Raw genomic sequence first — 19,702 nt, forward strand, 5'->3', positions numbered from 1 at the left:
AAAAATGCCATTAAAATTTCAAAAATTTAGCAAGGATTTTCATTTCTGATCAGATTTAGATTTTTTTTAGATTTTTTTGTAATTTCGAGTCAAACTAAATTTGTAACATTTGAGAAAAGTGGTGTTTTCTTAGTGGCACTAATTATAGGATGAAAGTTATTTTCCAGCACCTCAAAAAAAGATTTAGCCTAAATGAAATCAATTGTAATCATTTTTCCTTTACTATTTAATACCATATCAATTTTTGTCCAAGCAGGAAACTAATTTTGGGAAGATAATTTTAATGATGAATATTACGGCTTAAAATGCCTTCAATTTTTCAACAATTTCTGAAAAACTCAAAAAGCAGGACCTCATATTCTCAATATCGAAATTCTTAGAAAAATCTTCAATATCGTTTCCAAATTTAATAAGTACATTAAGTTGGTGATCGTTGCCAAGGCTTAATACTTTTTTACCAAAATCTTTAATATTTCTGGTAGGCAATTTCACTCTTATTTCTTCCCATTCAGGAATAAATTCACTTTCAATTTCAGCAATTATTTCTGGCAACTTTTCAGCTATCTGAGGTGGAATTTCCAAAGTATCATCAGTTTCAGCCTGAATATTTTCTTCCACAAGCTCATATTCAATAAATTGTGCCATCTTCTCGAACAATTCGTTCATTTGAATTGGTTTTCTAAGAAAATCGTCAAATCCGGCTTTGGTAATCATATCAATGTCCTGAGTAAGAACCGAAGCTGTAATTGCAATTACTGGAATATTCTTTAATGTATCGTCGGATTTTAGAATTTTTATAGCCTCAAAACCATCCATTACCGGCATTTTTATATCCATTAAAATTATGTCCGGCATATTTGCTCTGGTGCTGTCAATAGCTGTTTTACCATCCACAGCTTCAAATAGTTGTGCATCTGCATTCGACAACATTTCGTTAAGCAATTTTCGGTTGGTTTCGGTATCGTCTGCAATCAGGATATTTTTGTTTTCGAATTTTATACTAGCAAAATTCATTATACTTTTTTCCAAACTACCTTGATTATCAGAAGATTCGACCGACACATTACGCAGAATAAAACTAAAAGTACTTCCCTCTTGATTGATGCTTGAAACAGAAATTCTACCATTCATCATTTCAACAAAACGTTTGGTAATTGAAAGTCCTAATCCTGTTCCGCCATATTTGCGTGTGCTTTGTCCTTCAACTTGTTTGAAAGCTTCAAAAATTTTATTTTGCTGATCGGGTGGAATTCCAATTCCTGTATCTTCAACAGCAATTTTCAGGTCGATAGTGTTACCATTTTCATTGTCATAATTCTGATTTTCAACCTTATCAGCAATAATTTTTATATGACCATTCTCGGTAAATTTCACTGCATTACCGATTAAATTTAATAAAATCTGACGGGTTCTTACTTCGTCGAGAGAAACAAAAGTTGGCAATTTTTTATCAAGCTCAATAAAAAAATCTAATCCTTTTTCATTCAATTTTATTGAAAAAATATTTCTTACATCGTTGAAGAGCGAACTCAAATTTACTGCTTCGAATTTTAATTCCAATTTACCGGCTTCAATTTTTGAAAGGTCAAGGATATCGTTAATCAAAGTGATAAGGGTTTTCCCTGATGATTTTATTGAATTTAAGTAAACCCGCAATTTTTCATCCTTAATGTGAAAATCCAAAAGGTCGGTAAAACCAATTACTGCATTCATTGGTGTCCGAATTTCGTGGCTCATATTTGCAAGAAATTCGCTTTTACTCTTCGCTGCTTGTTCTGCAGCATTTTTTTCAATTTTTAGGATTTCGGCTTTTTTCCTTTCGGTAATATCTTCGATAACTCCCTCGAAATAAAGAAGTTTCCCTTCCTCATCGAAAACCGGATGCTCACTCAACGAGAGATTAATTAATTCATTATTATTTTTGTTTCCTATGGTTTCAATTGATTTTAGCTCTCCTTTGTCTTCTAATATTTTAGCTATTTCGCTGTGAAATTTTGCATCAATATATGATTTTTTTCCAATCTTGTTCATTTCTGTCATGCAAAATTCTGGTTCATCGTAGCCAAATATTTGTGCAAATGCCTGATTAACAATCATTAATTCTCCTTCAGCATTGGTTTGATAAATTCCTTCAGAGGCATTATCGAAAATACTTTTATACTTTTTCTCCGATTTTTTTCTCTCATCAATTTCATCGCCCAATTGTTCGTTCACTTGCTTGATATTAAGCATAATATCGTAAGTTCGCAGGCTTGCAACTACTATCGTAAATATTTTATCAGCAGTAAGTTCCGTTTTTGTTTTATAATCGTTTATGTCGTAATCGACTATCACTTTTTTCTCGGGAGCTTCGCCGGGTTGGCCTGTCCGTAGCACAATCCGAACATAATCGTTCTCAATTTCTTTGCGAATATATTTAACCAAATTTAGTCCGGCCTGACTGGTTTCCATAACAACATCGAGCAAAATCAAGGCTATATCTTTGTGCTTGGCTAACAACTCTTTTGCTTCTTGTGCAGAATAAGCATCAAGAATTACAAGTTTTTTATTATTAAAAACAAAATCATCAAGTGTCAATTTCGTTACAGCATGAACTCCTTCATCGTCATCAACAATTAGAATCTTCCAATATTTCGATTTCGTATCAAGAGTTCCCAAAGGAATTTCAGTTGCTTCAATGTCATCGGAAATTTCCGGTTCTTCTTCAAAACTCAAATCATCTTCTTGATTTTCTCCATCGAACAAATCATCGGAGGCATCCGATTCAAAACTTAATTCCTCATTTTCTTCTGAATTATCACTATATATATTTTCTATGTCGCCCATATTTCAATAAGTAGTTTTTTTCAATAATTTCAACAAATAACCAATTCTTCCATTTTTCAGCCTGCAAAATATTACTATTATTTCAATTAGAGAAATCTGATTTTTTAATCGTTTAAATACCTTTGATACAAAGAATAGTTTTCGTCATCAAAAACTGCAAATATTACTTTTTCAATCTTATCGCTGTTCTTGAGAAAATTTTTAACAGTTGAAATAGCAAGCTGTGCAGCTTTTTCTTTAGGAAATTTGTAAACTCCGGTGCTGATATTCGGAAATGCAATTGTCGAGATTTCGTTTTCTTCTGCAATAGCAAGACTGTTTTTATAGCAGTTTGCCAATTGTTCTGTTTCATTGTTTTTCCCACCATACCAAACAGGTCCAACTGTATGAACAACGAATTTTGCCGGAATATTATATCCTTTAGTTAGTTTTGCTTCGCCCGTATGACAGCCATTTAAAGTTTTACATTCATCTAAAAGTTCTTTTCCTGCTGCTCGGTGAATTGCACCATCCACTCCCCCACCGCCCAAAAGCGATGTATTTGCAGCATTCACAATAGCATCAACTTTAAGTTTTGTTATATCTCCTCCAAAAAGTTCAATTTTTTTCATAAACTTAATTTTAAAATCTTCTACTCAAAACAATTTCATAATTCTAACAAAAATAAAGCAAATTTTTTTGCATTGATTTATTAAATTCCAAGCAACAAATCAGTGTATGATAATAAATTGTAATATGCTAAACTAAAACAAAATAAATAATCTAAACGCAAAGGTCGCTATGTAAATAGCAATGTTTCGCAAAGAAAACATATTCAATAACTTAGCGTTTTTTGCGATTAAAATAAATTCCACAACAATCCTAAATTCAACAATTTAAACACACTGAATAGTTACAATTCCGAATATTAGAAATATGCAATTTTCAAAATCACAAATTAGAAAAAAAACATAAATTTGCCAAAAATCAATAATTTGAAATTGTTAGAATACATAAATTTTTGGGACACAAAACTATTTCTTGTCTTAAATAGTTTTCATTCGCCTTTGTGGGATGATATAATGTGGTGGATTAGTGCTACATACACTTGGATTCCTTTATACTTATTTGTTTTGTTTTTTATCTTTAAAGAAAAAAAATGGAAAGGATTCTTTACACTATTTGCTTTGATTTTGATGATAGTTTTGGCAGATCAAATATCGGTTCATCTTTTCAAAGAAGTTTTCGAACGCTTGCGTCCGTGTCATAATCCTGATATTTCGGAAATAGTACATATCGTAAAAAACAAATGTGGTGGGAAATATGGTTTTGTTTCTTCTCATGCAGCAAACACATTTTCGTTTGCTTTATTCTCAGCTATTTTTTTTCGTAAACTTTATTATACTATTCTAATAATAGCCTGGGCATCAATAGTTTCGTACAGTAGAATTTATCTTGGAGTTCATTATCCGGGCGATGTTGTTGGTGGTGCAATCCTTGGTTTACTTTTAGGTTTTTTAGTCTTTTACATTTATAACTTTTTTGAAAGAAAATGGATAAATCAATTGAGTATTGAAAATTGAGTATTGTAAGTGTATTTTTGTAAATTTCAGTTTTATAACAAATTTTTGACAGTGAATTATTTAGAAAAATTAAATACAAATCAAAGAGAGGCGGTAGTAAATTATGAAGGTGCTTCCTTGATAATTGCTGGAGCAGGCTCCGGAAAAACACGAGTACTTACCTACCGAATTGTACATTTATTGAATAAAGGAGTACCGCCTTCAGCAATATTGGCACTGACTTTTACCAACAAAGCAGCCAAAGAAATGAAAGAAAGAATTGCTTCGGTGGTAGGAAATGATGTTGCGAGATATTTATGGATGGGGACTTTTCATTCCAAATTTGCAAGTATTTTACGTCAGGAAGCCGAGAAATTGAATTACCCAACCAATTTTTCGATTTACGATACTCTTGATTCGAAAAATCTTTTGAAAACAATTATCGAAGATTTAAGTTTAGACAATCAGCTTTATAAGCCGGCTGAGATTCTAGGGCGTATTTCGAAAGCCAAAAACAATATGTTGTCTCCCCATGAATATGAGCAAAACGAACAAATAATTTCGTACGACAAAATGAGACGACAAAATGAAAACTACAGAATTTACCATGTATATACTGACAGATGCAAAAAAGCCGGTGCAATGGATTTCGATGATTTGTTGATGAATACCATATTTCTTTTTAGAGATTTCCCGGAGACTTTAAAAAAATATCAAAACCTCTTCAAATATATTTTGGTTGACGAATATCAAGACACAAATTTCACACAATATTTAATAGTTAAAAAGCTTGCCGAATTGCACAATAATATTTGTGTGGTTGGCGACGATGCACAAAGCATTTATTCGTTTCGAGGAGCAAAAATCGAAAATATTTTAAATTTCAAAAAGAATTATCCCGAACATCAGGTTTTTAAGCTTGAACAAAACTATAGATCGACACAAACTATTGTAAATGCAGCAAATAGTTTAATAAAAAGAAATAGAAGACAAATCCCAAAAAGTGTATTTTCGAAAAATCAGATTGGAGGAAAAATTAAAATTTATAACTCATTGACCGATAAAGACGAAGGGCGATTTGTTTCAAATTCTATCGCCGACACAAAACTTTCAACATATTTTGATTACAGAGACTATGCAATTCTGTACCGTACAAATGCTCAGTCAAGAATTTTTGAAGAAGCTCTTCGGCGATTGAATATTCCTTACAAAATTTATGGAGGTCTGTCTTTTTATCAACGAAAAGAGATTAAAGATATGATTTCATATTTTCGTTTTGTGATAAATCCTCTTGATGTAGAAGCATTTAAACGAATAATAAACTATCCTTCACGAAAAATAGGAAAAACTACAGTCGATAAAATCGAAAAATATTCAATTAATCACAATATCTCAATCTGGGCTTTACTACAAAAAATAGATGAGCACGATTTAAAAATAAACAAAAATACACAGAATAAAATTCTTCTTTTTGTCGAGTTGATTAAGGATTTTGTCGAGTTTTCAAAAGAGAATGATGCCTACATTACTGCTGAATATATAATGAAAAAAAGCAATATTATTGGCGAAGTAAAAGGAGATAATACTCTTATTGAAAGTATGGGCAGATTGCAAAATATTGAAGAATTAGTAAATAGTATTCAAGATTTTGTGGCAAACAATCAAGACGAAAATCAAGTAATTAAATTGGAAGATTACATTCAAAATGTTTCACTGCTCACCAATACCGACAAAGAAAAAGAAGAGGATTTCGACAAAGTTAGCTTAATGACCATCCATTCTGCAAAAGGTTTGGAGTTTAAAAATGTTTATGTTGTAGGACTCGAAGAAAACCTTTTCCCATCGTCGATGATGATAGAATCGGAAAAAGATATTGAAGAAGAAAGAAGGCTTTTTTATGTAGCTATAACTCGTGCCGAACAAAATTTGACTATTTCATACGCAAAATCACGATATAAATGGGGGAAAGTTGTAGATTCTAACAAAAGCAGATTTATAGATGAAATAGATTCTCAATTTGTTGAAAGTAACAAACAGCATTCTGCAAAATCAAATGCAGGCAATTGGGAAAATAAATTTAACTCATTTGCATCATCGTCAAAAACGAATTTTAGGGAACGAACTTCTGAAAAACCAACTTATACGAAAAGTACCCCGTCATTCGGCTCAAATAAAAATTACACAAAAATTGACAGTAGTCCCAACATAAGCCAAGCCTCAGCAAACAATGATAATAAATTTCAAATTGGGATGACAGTAGAACACGATCGTTTTGGTAAAGGCAAAGTAATAAACATTGAAGGAAACCCGCCAAACACCAAAGTAATCGTATATTTTCCATCGGAAGGAAACAAAACTCTTTTGTTGAAATTTGCTAAATTGAAAGTTGTTGGTTGAAACAAAACAGAAAAACTACATCCAATAATTCTGCCCTACTATTTTGAAAATAGAATTTATTCTATTTCGAATCCGATTTTTCTGTATCAAAATACCTATCATTCAAAACTTTAATAACTGTATCGGTAATATCCAGTGATTGGTTAGCAAGCAAAATGTTCCCGCCAAGGACATGATTTAAAATGAATTGATAATTGAAATCTTCATTATACTCTTCAAGATAGTTTGAAACAGTATCGAGCAATTGTAAATTCATTTTGGCTTGCTCATTTAAAAATCTATTTGATAAATCTTCTTGCAAAATTTGCAATTCTTCTTGCTGTTTTTGCAATTCAATCCTTTGATTTTCTTCGCTGGCAGCAGTCAAAAAACCTCTTCGTTGTGCTTTATTTTGAAACTCAATATATTTTCCTTCAAAATCGCGCATCTTATTTTGAAAATCGTTTTCAAATGAAATTTTTCGCTCAACTAATTTATCCTGAAGTTCAAGCGCAAACTTATAATTCATAAGCAAAGAATCGGTATTTACAAAAACAATTGATGCAGCTCTTTCTTGCATATTATTGTCAACTATCATTTTAGGAGTAGCTTTCATTTCCACATTTTCAGTTTTTTCACTGAAATGAAAGACATAAAGGACAATAACCGCAACTAACAATACTACATTTAAAACAACAGATAGATTTTTCATAAATTATTTTTTTAATTGTTCGTTCAACCATTTATTAATTATACTTAGCACATTTTCCGAAAATGTTTCTTCAATTTTTGAATACTCTGAAGGAGCACCAGTTTCAGCAGTTTGAAACAGATGATTTAAACCAGGCATTTCCAAAATTTTATAGTTTGAATTTCCGCCAATTTTCAACGCTTTTTCAATTGCTTGAAGGTTGGTTTTTGCATCAACCTGTAAATCCTTACTTCCATTTATTGCCAAAACCGGACAGCGAGTTTTTTGCAAATATTCTTGTGGATCGAGCTTCAAAAAATACACAAACCAGGGTGAAAGTATCTGTCTGATAGTCAATTCAATTTGGTCTGACGAAAGTCCGTTTTTTCTTTTTTCAGAATCGTCCATTCCATGCGAATAACTCAAATATATTTTCCTTATTTTTTTTGCTGCCTTTTCATAATCCAAATCGTTTGAAACAACAGCATATATCTTTTTTGAAATTTTCACCGACTTTCTAATTTCTTTTTCACTTTCTCCACCGATCCGTTTTATTTCTTCTGTCTGCTTAAGCAAAATATCTTTGCCGACAATTCCGGGGGCTGCAAGCAAAACTACACCGGCCAAATTTTCATTTTTTGCAGCAATCATAGAAGCAATCATTCCACCTTCGCTATGGCCAATTAATACAATTTTTCCTGCATCTATTTTTTTATGATTTTGAAGAAATTTTATTGCAGCTTTTGTGTCGCTGGCAAAGTTTTCGGTTGTTGCAGTGGCAAAATCTCCTGTCGATTCGCCAAAACCTCGGTCGTCGTACCGAAGCACGGCAAATCCATTTCTCGTAAGATAATCTGCAATCACTAAAAATGGTTTATGTCCAAGAATTTCTTCATCGCGATTTTGAGCTCCGGAACCCGAAATTAAAATTATAGCAGGAAATTTCATGCCTCTGTCGGGGAAAGTTAAAGTTCCGGCAAGAGTAAGGTCTGCATCCTTATTCTTAAAAAAAACTTCATTTTCAATATATGGAAATGGAGGTTTAGGTTCCTGAGGTCTCTTAATTGCAGGCAAAGAATCTACCTTCTGAAAATTTAAAGGCAATGCAGAAAAACCTTGATACCAAGTTCCTTCAAGCTTGTCAAAATCTTCATTAATTCGACCAAGGTATTTTGAATAAATCGATTTTAGTTTTAGTACTAAGGTGTCATTTTTCAATTCAATGAAATTTACTTCAATATCTTTAGCCCCTTGGTCAGGACTATCAAGTGATGCAATTAAAGAATCAGACTTGTTCAAAGAAACTTTTAAAACCAAGCGCAGCTCTGTTCCTCCAACATCCAAAGAGCCAAGCCAATTGCCAACAATGGACTGAGAATACGCATTTCTATTATTACAAACTAAAGAAGAAATAATTAAAAATGAAAAAATTAGCCTTTTCATCAAAATATATTTAAAATTAAAAAATCAGCTTCTGGAAAATCAACCAAATATTTCCAAAAAAATTATAAAAATGGTTTAATTAGAATTTTACCATCAGACATTTTCGACATATATTGTAATAGTCCTCGAACGATACCATCAAGTTTTATAGCTTTTTGAATTTTCGTTTCTATCTGTTTTTCAATTATTTTGTTTTGAAGTTGAAGAGAGATTTTTTCGAAATCATCAGCTGATTGATTTTCTATAAAATCGTTCAGATTGAAACCAATTATAGATTTATTGTGAAAGATTGTTTGCAAAACATCAATTCCTCCAATATTGTCGCCCGATAGTCCTCCGTAAACTACCACTTGCGAATTTTCTGGCATCAAATTAAGAATATTCCCGGTTGTTTCGCCTCCCACTGCTTCAAATACAGTTGTGGGATTCAGTTTTTCGCACAATTCAGCAAATTCAATATTAAATTTTTCATCAAGGAGATTCAAAACATATTTTGCACCGGCATTCTTCAGTTCTTCTACATGAGCATCTTTCCTTACAATATTGATAAGATCCATAGATTCTTGCATAGCAAACTTTTGAACGATTTGCCCAATTTGTCCGGCGGCAGCAGTCTGCACTATTGCTTTGCTTCCTCGTGCTTTTGCAAGTTCGAAAAGGGCAAATGCAGTGAAAGGATTTATAGATAAACATGCAGCCTGGTCCATATCAATTTCTTCGACCAGTGGTATGCAGTTTTTTGCACTTGTTAAAAAATATTCAGCCCAAGTCCCATTCTCATTTCCTTGCGAGAAACAACTAACATTTTTGCCCAAAAGTATTGATGCTTCGGGAGAATCGCCTGTTGATACTATTTTTCCGCTGCACTCGAAACCCATTACTTTTGGAAGTGTTTTTTTTACATTATACATTCCCCGCATAAAAGCAATATCTGAAGGATTGCATGGACTAGCCTCAACTTTCACTAAAACCTGATCGCCCATAGGTTGTGGAATTTCGATTTCAGCTATTTCAAGATTTTTTAAAACTTTTATCAAATTCGTGTGATATTCTTTCAAGACTATCGCTCGCATTTTATTTGAAGAATTTTGGTTTTTCATTTATTGAAAATTTTTGTAATTTATTTATTCGAAATAAAATAGAATATTGCAATTTGGAATTAGGTATCAAAATATTTTCCAATTTCAATCAAAATTTATATGAAAATCCTATACTCAAAACTTCCTTAAATTGAATACTTTTTGTAGTAGAGATTTTCACTCCATCAGTATCATAAACCGGAACTTCAATATCGTCATCATAAATCAAATGCGTTGAAATTGTGGTATTCATATGAGAATTTATTTTCAGTCCAATGTTTAGTTCCCAGTTTACATCAATATTTTGTGGACTTTCCAGAAAATTTGAAAAGAAATCAAGCTTATTTTCCACTAATATGTCTTTTGTTAAATCAAATTTGAAATGCGATTTTATGTAAGCTCCCATTTCATCCTTTCTGTTTTTACCATCATCTATACCGTATTTCGTTGGATCAACCACAACTGTATCTCTTACATAAATAGTTTTTGATGTGAGTGGAGAAAATAGAATTGAAAGATTTTCATTAGGTTTAAAGTCCATTCCGAGAGCTAGAACAATGTTTGCTGGAGCAAAGAAATCTGAAACTGCTACAGAATCGTTAGGATATTCATATCCTTTCACTGCTTGAGTTTTCAGGTTGAATAACGCACTGTAGTACCAATTTTTAGCTGCGCTATATCCATATTTTGAATTTATTTCGATAACATCTTCATTTTTTCGAAAATCATTTTCTTCCCCAGACTTTAATAAACCATATTTTGCATCAATAGTATTTTCCCATTTCATTTTATCATTTGTAAAATTTGCAAACAAACTAAAGATTGTAAGTGTGGATACTGAATTTTCACCACCTGCAGCCCAATCTTTCTGATAGCCTTGTGAAAAATTAAAACTCCCAATTCCTCCAAATTTCCAATGTTTGATAGTATCCTGTTGATTAACATTTATGCTATCGTTTTCGCTTGCTACTAACTGAAAAGCGGCTGATACAATTATCGCTAATACCAAAATTATTTTCTTCATAAACAACTTATTAAAAAATTTGCAAAATTATCTATGACAAAACAATTGTGCAAATTTATTGGAAAGTATTTTTGAAAATTGATGATTAGCTATTTTTGATTGACAATTGGCAATTTATTACTGATGATTGAGCTTAACTTTATTATTTTGCAACTCCAAAATTAATGAACAAAATAAATTACTTCTAAATTACAATATCAAGAAACTGGACAAAATACAGAACAGTTTGTAAAACATTTAAATGGAAAAGTACTATTACTCTGTCAAAATTCATTGATATTTTAGGAGGAAAATCTTGAATCTCTTTATTGTATGAGTAAAGGCTCTATTTTAAGAAAAAATCCTCTTTGCTTGCCTGTTCAGAATAAGGCAAAAAAATCAATATGCTATTTGCAACCAAACAAAATCTAAAAAAGTCTTGGTATATAATGTTGAACATAAACTAAAATGATGAAAAATAAATATTTACTTATGGTAGTGGCCATTTTGGGAGTAATTACCCTTAATGCTCAAATTTTTATTAGTGGACAATTAATTGAAAATAATGGTAGTGGAATTGGAATTCCGAGTCAAACCATTTCTATACAAACACAAGGATTAGTTTTAGGAACTGCTGTAACGAACAATTCAGGAATGTTCTATTTCGCTGATTCTTCATTTTCTTGTTCTATGCTAACAGATATTACATTTTCAGCTATAGACTGCAATGGCCAAACTATGAGTTGGACATTTCCTTGTAATATGAACCTTCAAGTAATTTTAAGCATGTGTGGAGGAGCACTAACAAGCTGTAATGCTGATTTTACATATTCAACAAACCCTGCCTCCGGAACGGATGTTACATTTATTTCTAATTCTACCGCTACCGGAAATATTGTTTCCTGGTTTTGGGATTTTGGTGATGGAACCACAGCATCAGGACCTCAACAAATTCATACTTTTGCTGCACCCGGACAATATAATACATGCTTAACTATCTTTACTTCTGATAGTTGCACAAGTACAATGTGCCAAACTGTGTATATTGATTCAATCATTAATTACAATTGCGATGCCTATTTCGTTTATAGTAGTGCAGGAACAAATTATGACTTACAATTCATGGATGTTTCATGGCCAGTTCCTTCAATCTGGGTTTGGAATTTCGATGATGGAACCACTTCTAATATTCCAAATCCTCAACATACGTTTCCCGGCCCCGGGAGCTATAATGTTTGCTTAACAACTTATTCTTCAGCAGGTTGTACCGATACATATTGCGAAACTTTAATTATTGACAGCGTTTTGCTACCAAATTGCGAAGCTATGTTTACTTATTATGTTGATACGGCTTCCGGAATGTCAAATTTCTATCAGTTTTTTGATCAATCAAACTCACTTGGAACAATTACAAGTTGGTATTGGGATTTTGGTGATGGCAGTTCTTCGTTCGTTCAAAATCCAACACATTCCTTTTTGAATGGAACATATGTGGTTACGCTTACAATTATGACAGCTAATGGCGGTTGTTCGGCAACTTATCAGGAAATTATTATTGTAGGAGGATCTGTTCAAACATTCCAAATTTCCGGAATCGTAAGTTTAGATTCTGTCCCATTAAGTTCTGGAATTGCAATGTTGTTTGGAGGCGGTCAAATGTACACTACAACGATTAGTCAGGGCTATTACATTTTTAACGGATTAGATTCAAACTCATATATTGTTTATGCAATTCCAGATTTTCAGCTATATCCTAATGTTGTCCCAACTTATTTCGGTAATTCAATGTATTGGGCTTCTGCAAGTGAAATTTTTCTAAATGCAGATTTTAATTTTGCTGATATTCAAATGAATAGCTATAATACAACCCTTATGGGACCAGGTTCGATAACAGGCATGCTTTATTTCAATAATACAAAAGCAAGTTCCGAAAAGTATATAAGAAAACTAACAGAAAGCGTTGAAGATATTTCAATTTTGCTTATGAACACAAATGATGAATTACTTTTTCATATTACTACCGATGCTTCTGGACATTTCCTATTCAATAATCTACCGTATGGTACATATAAGCTCTACGTTGAGCTAACCGGATACGAAACATTTCCAGGAATATTCACTATTAATGAAGAAAGCTTCACAATAGAAGATATCGAAATTATAATTAATGGAAATTCAATAACATTCACAACCGGAATTGAAGAAAATAATCTGAACACTTTTGGAGAAATTAATTTATATCCAAACCCTGTAAAAGATATTTTGAATGTAACATTCACCTCAAACCTTCAAACAGATATGCAAATGAACATTTTTAATGCAATCGGACAAAGTGTATATTCAAAGCAAATTTACAAGAAATCGAAAACCGAAAACTATCAAGTTGATGTAAGCAATTGGAATGATGGCGTATATTTTATTCGATTATCCGATGAAAAAGAAAATACAAATCTGAAAAGATTTATCAAATAGTTTAGAATTTTAGAGTAGGAAAAAGGCTGGCATTTTGCCGGTCTTTTTTCATTTAGTTTAATTATTCTTGCCAAAACTAGCCCAGCAGATTTAAGTATCTTTTTTTTGGCAGTTAAGAAATTATTATTTTCTTTGCACGAAATAAGTGGAAAGATTTGATTGATTGCAACCACAGGAAAAAAATGCTAAAGCAATGACTCCTATCAATCAGTCAATATTTCCCGTTAATGTTAATTTAAATTTTATTAAAATGGGATATTTATTTACGTCAGAATCAGTATCGGAAGGACACCCTGATAAAATTTCAGACCAAATTTCAGATGCATTATTAGATGAGTTTTTAAAACAAGATCCGGAATCGAAGGTAGCTTGCGAAACATTAGTAACTACAGGTTTAGTGGTTTGTAGTGGCGAGGTCAAAACCAATGCCTGGGTAGATGTACAAAATACAGTACGAAAAGTAATTCAAGAAATTGGCTACAACAATGCCGATTATCAGTTTGAAGCAAAATCTTGCGGTGTTATGTCCACAATTCATGGCCAATCGCCAGATATAAATCAAGGTGTGAGCGAAGGTAAAGGTTTGTTTAAAGAACAAGGTGCCGGCGATCAGGGTATGATGTTCGGCTATGCCACCAAAGAAATGGACAACTTGATGCCTATGCCAATTGAACTTGCTCATATTTTTCTGCAAGAACTCGCCGAAATTCGCCGTGAAGGGAAAAAAATGAAATATTTGCGACCTGATTCAAAATCGCAGGTTACTGTAGAATATACCGACAATCATAAACCAACGCGAATTGACACTATCGTAATTTCTACATCGCACGACGATTTTGCAGAAGAAGAAGAAATGCTTAACAAAATTCGTGAAGATGTTATCAAAATTTTGATTCCAAGAGTAAAAAGAACATTGCCAAGAAGAATTAGCAATCTTTTTAACAAAGAATTTAAATTATTTGTTAATCCAACCGGCAAATTCGTTATTGGCGGACCACATGGCGACACAGGATTAACCGGCAGAAAAATTATTGTGGACACTTACGGAGGAAAGGGTGCTCATGGCGGAGGAGCCTTTTCGGGAAAAGATTCATCGAAAGTTGACCGTTCGGCTGCATATGCAACTCGACATATTGCAAAAAACATGGTTGCAGCAGGTGTTGCCGATCAAGTGTTGGTGCAGGTTGCATACGCAATTGGCGTTGCAGAACCTGTTGGTTTATACATCAATACCTACGGAACTTGCAAAGTTAAAGACGAAAATGGCAAAAAACTAAAAGACGGTATTATTGCCGAAAAAGTCAACAAAATTTTTGATATGAAGCCTAGTGCAATTATTGACAGATTTGGACTTAAAAACCCAATCTTCTTAAAAACTGCAACATATGGACATTTCGGAAGAGATATAAAAAATGAAGAAGTGGAATTTAATTCAAATGGCAAAAGTTTTAAAAAAGAAGTGGAATTTTTTGCTTGGGAAAAATTAGATTATATCGAAAAAATCAAAAAAGAATTTGGAATTTAGATTTTAAACTTCGAATTAATCTCACAATAAAGGACACCAAAATTTGCTGTCCTTTTTTTTATCTTAAAACTATTTAAAAAATGAAACTAATATTTGCAACCAATAATCAACATAAACTACAAGAGGTGAAAAAAGCCATAGGTTCAGAATTTGAAATAATAAGTCTGAAAGAACTTAATTTTTTCGATGAAATTCCTGAAACCCATGAAACAATTGAAGAAAATGCAAGAGAAAAATCTTTTTTCATTTACAATAAATTTAAAACAAATTGTTTTGCCGATGATACCGGTTTAGAAATTGAGGCACTTAACGGAAATCCTGGAGTATATTCGGCAAGATATGCCGGAGAAAATTGCACCTTCGATGATAATATGAACAAAGTTCTAAAAGAACTATCTGGAATAAAAAACCGTAATGCTTTTTTCAAAACAGTTGTTTCTCTAATAATTGATGGAAATGAAGTTCAGTTCCTCGGACTTGTAAAAGGCAAAATTCTTGAACATAAAACCGGTAAATCAGGCTTTGGATATGATCCAATTTTTCAACCGGATGGTTTTGCCATGTCTTTTGCAGAAATGCCCCTCAAACAAAAAAATCAAATTAGCCACAGAGGTTTGGCTGTTAAAAAACTTCCTGACTATCTAAAGAATTTCCAACTTCCTGTTTAAACTTACTCCAAAATAACAGAAATTCGCTTCTTCCCGTCCATCATAAACTTCATGTTTAAAAATACATTATATTTGTTTTATATTACATGAATTGAATTGTAAAGTTAAATTAGGTATGTTAAAATAAAATGCATGGTTTTGATTTGATATATAATAAAGATAAATATAATAGTCATTGTTGTTTTCTACTGCTATTATAAAATGATATCATAGAAAATTAAACACAAATATGTACTCATGAAAATAACAAAAATTGAGATTAAAAATTTCAGAAATCACAAAGAAACATCAATCAAACTGACTGAAAATACAGTTTTGATAGGAAAAAACAATACAGGAAAAACATCTTTTCTTGAAGCCATTAGATTTGCATTAGATAGAACAGGTAGAAAACGACCAACCGAAGATGATTTTTATACAACAGATACATTCAATCCACAAGCGATTAATCCATTAGAAATAAAACTTGAATTTAAAGAAACTAAAAAAGATAGATTTTCATCAAATATAATTGATGATTTTCAAGGAATTTGGCAATATGACACAGAGACAACAGAGAGCGAAGAACCTTTACGATACATAAAATTAGCATACTCCTGCAAATATAACTCTGAAAATAAGGAAACTGAAATTGATAGATATTTTGAAAACAATGAGGGAAATAAAATAGAAGATAATTTATTAAAAGTGTCTAAACAAAGACTGTCATATTTTCCATTTTTTTACCTTGATGCCCTCAGAGATATAAAAAAACAAATTAATTATAAATCATCTTTTTGGGGGGACCTAAAAAAAGACATTGAATATGACGAAGAAACACAAAATAAACTTCAAACTCAAATTGATAAAATAAACGAACTTTTATTATCACATACGGACATAAACGAATTAAAAAATGAATTAAATTTATTGCAAAAAAACATTAACCAATCAACAGGTGAATTATATTTGCAAGCGTTTTCAAAACGAAACTGGGAGCTTTTAGACCAATTAGACATATTTATTCGTAATTCGGAAACAAATCTTGGACTTCCAGTTTCAAAACACGGCTCAGGAACTCAAAACATTGCGACATTTCTTATTTTTAAAGCATATATAAATTTATTGCTACCTAAAATTGTAGAAAATAAAGAAGCATTTCCAATAATTGCTATTGAAGAACCCGAAGCCCATATACATCCACAAGCACAAAGAGAATTATTTGAAGAGATTAAAAAACTTAAAGGACAAAAAATAATTTCAACACATTCCCCATTTATCGCAGAACAAACAGATATTTACGATTATATATTATTGCGAAACCAAAACGGAATAGCAAAGGCACAAAAAATAGATGAATTTATAAAATATTTGCCTGATGGTTTACCTTCAATAGCTTACAAAAAAAATAAAACACTTGCAGACTACGAAGAGCATCTAATAAAAAGATATGCTCAATATAAACACCCCGAACTTTTCTTTTCTAACTTGTTCATTCTATGCGAAGGAGACAGTGAAAAATTGTTTTTGGAACAAATAATCACTTACCATAAAAATAAAACAATTGGACAACTTGGTATTTCTGTTATTAATTGTGATGGTAAAAATTATTCAGCATTTTTAAAACTTGCAAATATCCTGAAAATGAATTGGATAATCTTTTCAGATGGTGAATTAGATACAAAACAAGAAGTAAAAAACCAGATTAATAATTCAGGTTTTAACTTTGAAAATGAAGAATCAAATGTATTATTCATACCTGAAAATTTTGATTTTGAGAAATGTTATCTTGACTTTTACGGCACAGAAACAATTGAAAATTTTATAAAGTGGGCTTTCAAAGAAGACACTTTTGATAAATTTATAGAAAAATTCAAATCTAATTTATCTGAAACAGATAATATTGAGAATTATTCCAAAGAACTATTACTCAACAAATTTATAGATAAGATAGGTAAACCTCGTATTGCAGAAAAACTTGCAGAATATATCATTCAAGAAGAATTAGAAATTCCTGAAATCATTCGTTTATTAATTGAAAAAGCATACTGTAAAACAATATAAAAATGACAATATCAACTCTAAATAATCATCAAAAGCAAGCTGTCGAATACTCATCAGGTTCACTTATTGTTTTAGCCGGTCCCGGTTCAGGAAAAACAAAAGTACTAACTCATAAAATTGCACATATTTTAAATAACAGTTTTAATGAACGATTTAAAATACTTGCATTAACATTTACGAACAAAGCCGCTGACGAAATGAAGCAACGTGTAGAAAAATTAGTAAATGATACAAAAACAGTTTCAAGAGTTTTTGTCGGCACATTTCATAGTTTCGCATATAAAACATTAAAATCTTATGGTAGCTACATAGGTATCCCCTCTGATTTTATTATTTATGATAAAAAGGAAGATTTATATAAAATATTGTTTGATGGTATAATAAAATATATTCAAAAAGAACGAACAGGAGAAACCAAAGAAATAATTTTATCTGAAAAATATTACAATACAGCTCTACTTGAAAAAGACATAAGTAAAATATTCTATAAAATCGAAAAAATTAAAAATCAGATTTTTACAACAAACGATTTTTCAAATTCTTATTTATACTCGCCAGAAATTGGAATTATTTTAGAAATATACGAAAAAGAACTAAAAAAATACAAAGCTCTTGATTTCTCTGATTTGTTACTAAAAACAATACAATTATTCAGAGAAAAGCCTTTTTTAAAAAAAGACTATCAAAAAATATACAAACATATACTTGTAGATGAAGGACAAGATACAAACAAGGTTCAATTTGAATTACTAAAATTATTATGTAATGATACTTGTGATGAATTATTTATTGTAGCAGACGAAGACCAAGTAATTTATGAATGGAATGATGCACGCTTTGAGCATTTATTAAAACTTCAAAAAATGTATGATGCTGAAATTATCCAATTAAACGAAACATATAGATGTCCAACGCAAATAATTGATGCCGCAAATAATTTAATCAAAAATAATAAATCTCGTTTAAGTGGAAAACACCTGTTAAAAACCATTAAACAAAATGGAAAAAAAGCAATAGAAGTTAATCAATTTCAGACAAATGAAAACGAAATTGATTTCATACAAAACAAAATATTAGATATTAATGATTATAATTCGTGTGCAATAATATCAAGAAATAGAAAAATTCTTGAAAGCATTGAAGAAATATTTAATAAAAATAATATTCCTACTTATAGTCCTTCATTACAAGATAAATTTGTAAGTAGAGAAATAAATCTGTTAATGTATGCACTAAAATCAATTGTTAATGAAGATGATAAAATAGCAATATTTAACTTATGCCAATTTTATAGTTTTGATTATGATATGGTAAGTAACAATGATAATATTACATTATTGCAACAATTCATAGATGTTTTTGACAAGGATAAACCTTTAATCGAACTAATTAGTAATATTAGAAATGATAAGGATAATTTTTTCAAACATCTTGATAGTTATACACAAAAAATCAATATTAAAGAAGAAAGTAGTGTAAAAGAAGACACCGAAGCATTACGAAAATATTACAGAAAATTTAAACAATCAGTGGAAACTGAAAGTTTATCAAATTTTTTAAACTTTGTTACACTTTCAAGAAATAACAAAATCACAGAAAAAGGAATTGCATTATTGACAGGACATGCAGCCAAAGGATTAGAGTTTGATTATGTTTTTCTGGTAGCAATGAATGAAGGCATATTTCCGGATTTCAGAGCAAAAGGAAAGGCATTAGAAGAAGAGCGTAGAAATTGTTATGTTGCAATAACAAGAACTAAAAAGAAGCTTTTTTTAAGCTATACAAATTTGAAAAACACAAGAGAAGGATTTATTAATCATCAACCATCAAGATTTATTAAAGAAATGAAACTTGAGGAAATTATTTGAGTATTTTTCATTGCTATTTGAGGTTTATTGCTATATAGTGGTTCTAAGAAAACAGGCAATTTTTATAAAACAATTTATTTTTGATGATATTTCTATTTTCTTCATGCAGTAAATGCTTTTGTATTAGACAAATGAAAAAAATAGAAATATCGCAAAAAGAGATGTTT

At 31.2% G+C, this 19,702-nt stretch carries 13 protein-coding genes; 7 read left to right on the forward strand and 6 right to left on the reverse strand.

Annotated features, from left to right (window positions below; translation table 11 throughout):
* Nucleotides 1-300: 300 nt before the first annotated feature.
* Complete coding sequence (locus HN894_03230; GenBank protein ID MBT7142325.1) at nucleotides 301-2,826, reverse strand: response regulator; 2,526 nt, start codon at nucleotides 2,824-2,826, stop codon at nucleotides 301-303.
* Nucleotides 2,827-2,930: 104 nt separating this feature from the next.
* The gene (locus tag HN894_03235; protein MBT7142326.1) at nucleotides 2,931-3,437 is read right to left on the reverse strand and encodes an O-acetyl-ADP-ribose deacetylase; all 507 of its coding nucleotides are present in this window, start codon (nucleotides 3,435-3,437) and stop codon (nucleotides 2,931-2,933) included.
* 363 nt (nucleotides 3,438-3,800) lie between these two features.
* Between HN894_03235 and HN894_03240 the strand changes: the two genes are divergently transcribed.
* Nucleotides 3,801-4,388, forward strand: coding sequence for a phosphatase PAP2 family protein (locus HN894_03240; protein MBT7142327.1), 588 nt, complete (start codon nucleotides 3,801-3,803; stop codon nucleotides 4,386-4,388).
* Between the two features lie 51 nt (nucleotides 4,389-4,439).
* A complete protein-coding gene (locus tag HN894_03245) occupies nucleotides 4,440-6,764 on the forward strand; it encodes a UvrD-helicase domain-containing protein (GenBank protein MBT7142328.1) in 2,325 nt (774 codons plus the stop codon).
* A 61-nt stretch (nucleotides 6,765-6,825) separates the two neighbouring features.
* Here the strand turns inward: HN894_03245 and HN894_03250 are convergent, their stop codons facing one another.
* The 4 genes from HN894_03250 to HN894_03265 form a co-directional block, all read right to left on the reverse strand.
* The gene (locus HN894_03250) at nucleotides 6,826-7,455 is read right to left on the reverse strand and encodes an OmpH family outer membrane protein (GenBank protein MBT7142329.1); all 630 of its coding nucleotides are present in this window, start codon (nucleotides 7,453-7,455) and stop codon (nucleotides 6,826-6,828) included.
* A 3-nt stretch (nucleotides 7,456-7,458) separates the two neighbouring features.
* Nucleotides 7,459-8,877 carry an alpha/beta hydrolase gene (locus tag HN894_03255; protein MBT7142330.1) on the reverse strand — a complete coding sequence of 473 codons (1,419 nt, stop codon included), beginning with the start codon at nucleotides 8,875-8,877 and terminating at the stop codon, nucleotides 7,459-7,461.
* 62 nt (nucleotides 8,878-8,939) lie between these two features.
* A complete protein-coding gene (locus HN894_03260; protein ID MBT7142331.1) occupies nucleotides 8,940-9,977 on the reverse strand; it encodes a zinc-binding dehydrogenase in 1,038 nt (345 codons plus the stop codon).
* An 88-nt stretch (nucleotides 9,978-10,065) separates the two neighbouring features.
* The gene (locus HN894_03265; GenBank protein MBT7142332.1) at nucleotides 10,066-10,980 is read right to left on the reverse strand and encodes a DUF3078 domain-containing protein; all 915 of its coding nucleotides are present in this window, start codon (nucleotides 10,978-10,980) and stop codon (nucleotides 10,066-10,068) included.
* A 447-nt stretch (nucleotides 10,981-11,427) separates the two neighbouring features.
* Here HN894_03265 and HN894_03270 point away from each other — a divergent pair, with 447 nt between their 5' ends.
* From HN894_03270 to HN894_03290, 5 genes are all read left to right on the forward strand, one after another.
* Nucleotides 11,428-13,431 (forward strand): PKD domain-containing protein, encoded by a 2,004-nt coding sequence (locus tag HN894_03270; GenBank protein ID MBT7142333.1) that lies wholly within the window; start codon nucleotides 11,428-11,430, stop codon nucleotides 13,429-13,431.
* A 250-nt stretch (nucleotides 13,432-13,681) separates the two neighbouring features.
* Nucleotides 13,682-14,956 (forward strand): methionine adenosyltransferase, encoded by a 1,275-nt coding sequence (locus tag HN894_03275; protein MBT7142334.1) that lies wholly within the window; start codon nucleotides 13,682-13,684, stop codon nucleotides 14,954-14,956.
* Nucleotides 14,957-15,036: 80 nt separating this feature from the next.
* Nucleotides 15,037-15,624, forward strand: coding sequence for a non-canonical purine NTP diphosphatase (locus HN894_03280; protein MBT7142335.1), 588 nt, complete (start codon nucleotides 15,037-15,039; stop codon nucleotides 15,622-15,624).
* Nucleotides 15,625-15,861: 237 nt separating this feature from the next.
* Nucleotides 15,862-17,667 (forward strand): AAA family ATPase, encoded by a 1,806-nt coding sequence (locus tag HN894_03285; protein ID MBT7142336.1) that lies wholly within the window; start codon nucleotides 15,862-15,864, stop codon nucleotides 17,665-17,667.
* Nucleotides 17,668-17,669: 2 nt separating this feature from the next.
* Nucleotides 17,670-19,535 carry an ATP-dependent helicase gene (locus HN894_03290; protein MBT7142337.1) on the forward strand — a complete coding sequence of 622 codons (1,866 nt, stop codon included), beginning with the start codon at nucleotides 17,670-17,672 and terminating at the stop codon, nucleotides 19,533-19,535.
* The last annotated feature ends 167 nt before the right edge of the window (nucleotides 19,536-19,702 follow it).

Source organism: Bacteroidota bacterium (genome assembly GCA_018692315.1).
Classification (GTDB): Bacteria; Bacteroidota; Bacteroidia; order Bacteroidales; family JABHKC01; genus JABHKC01.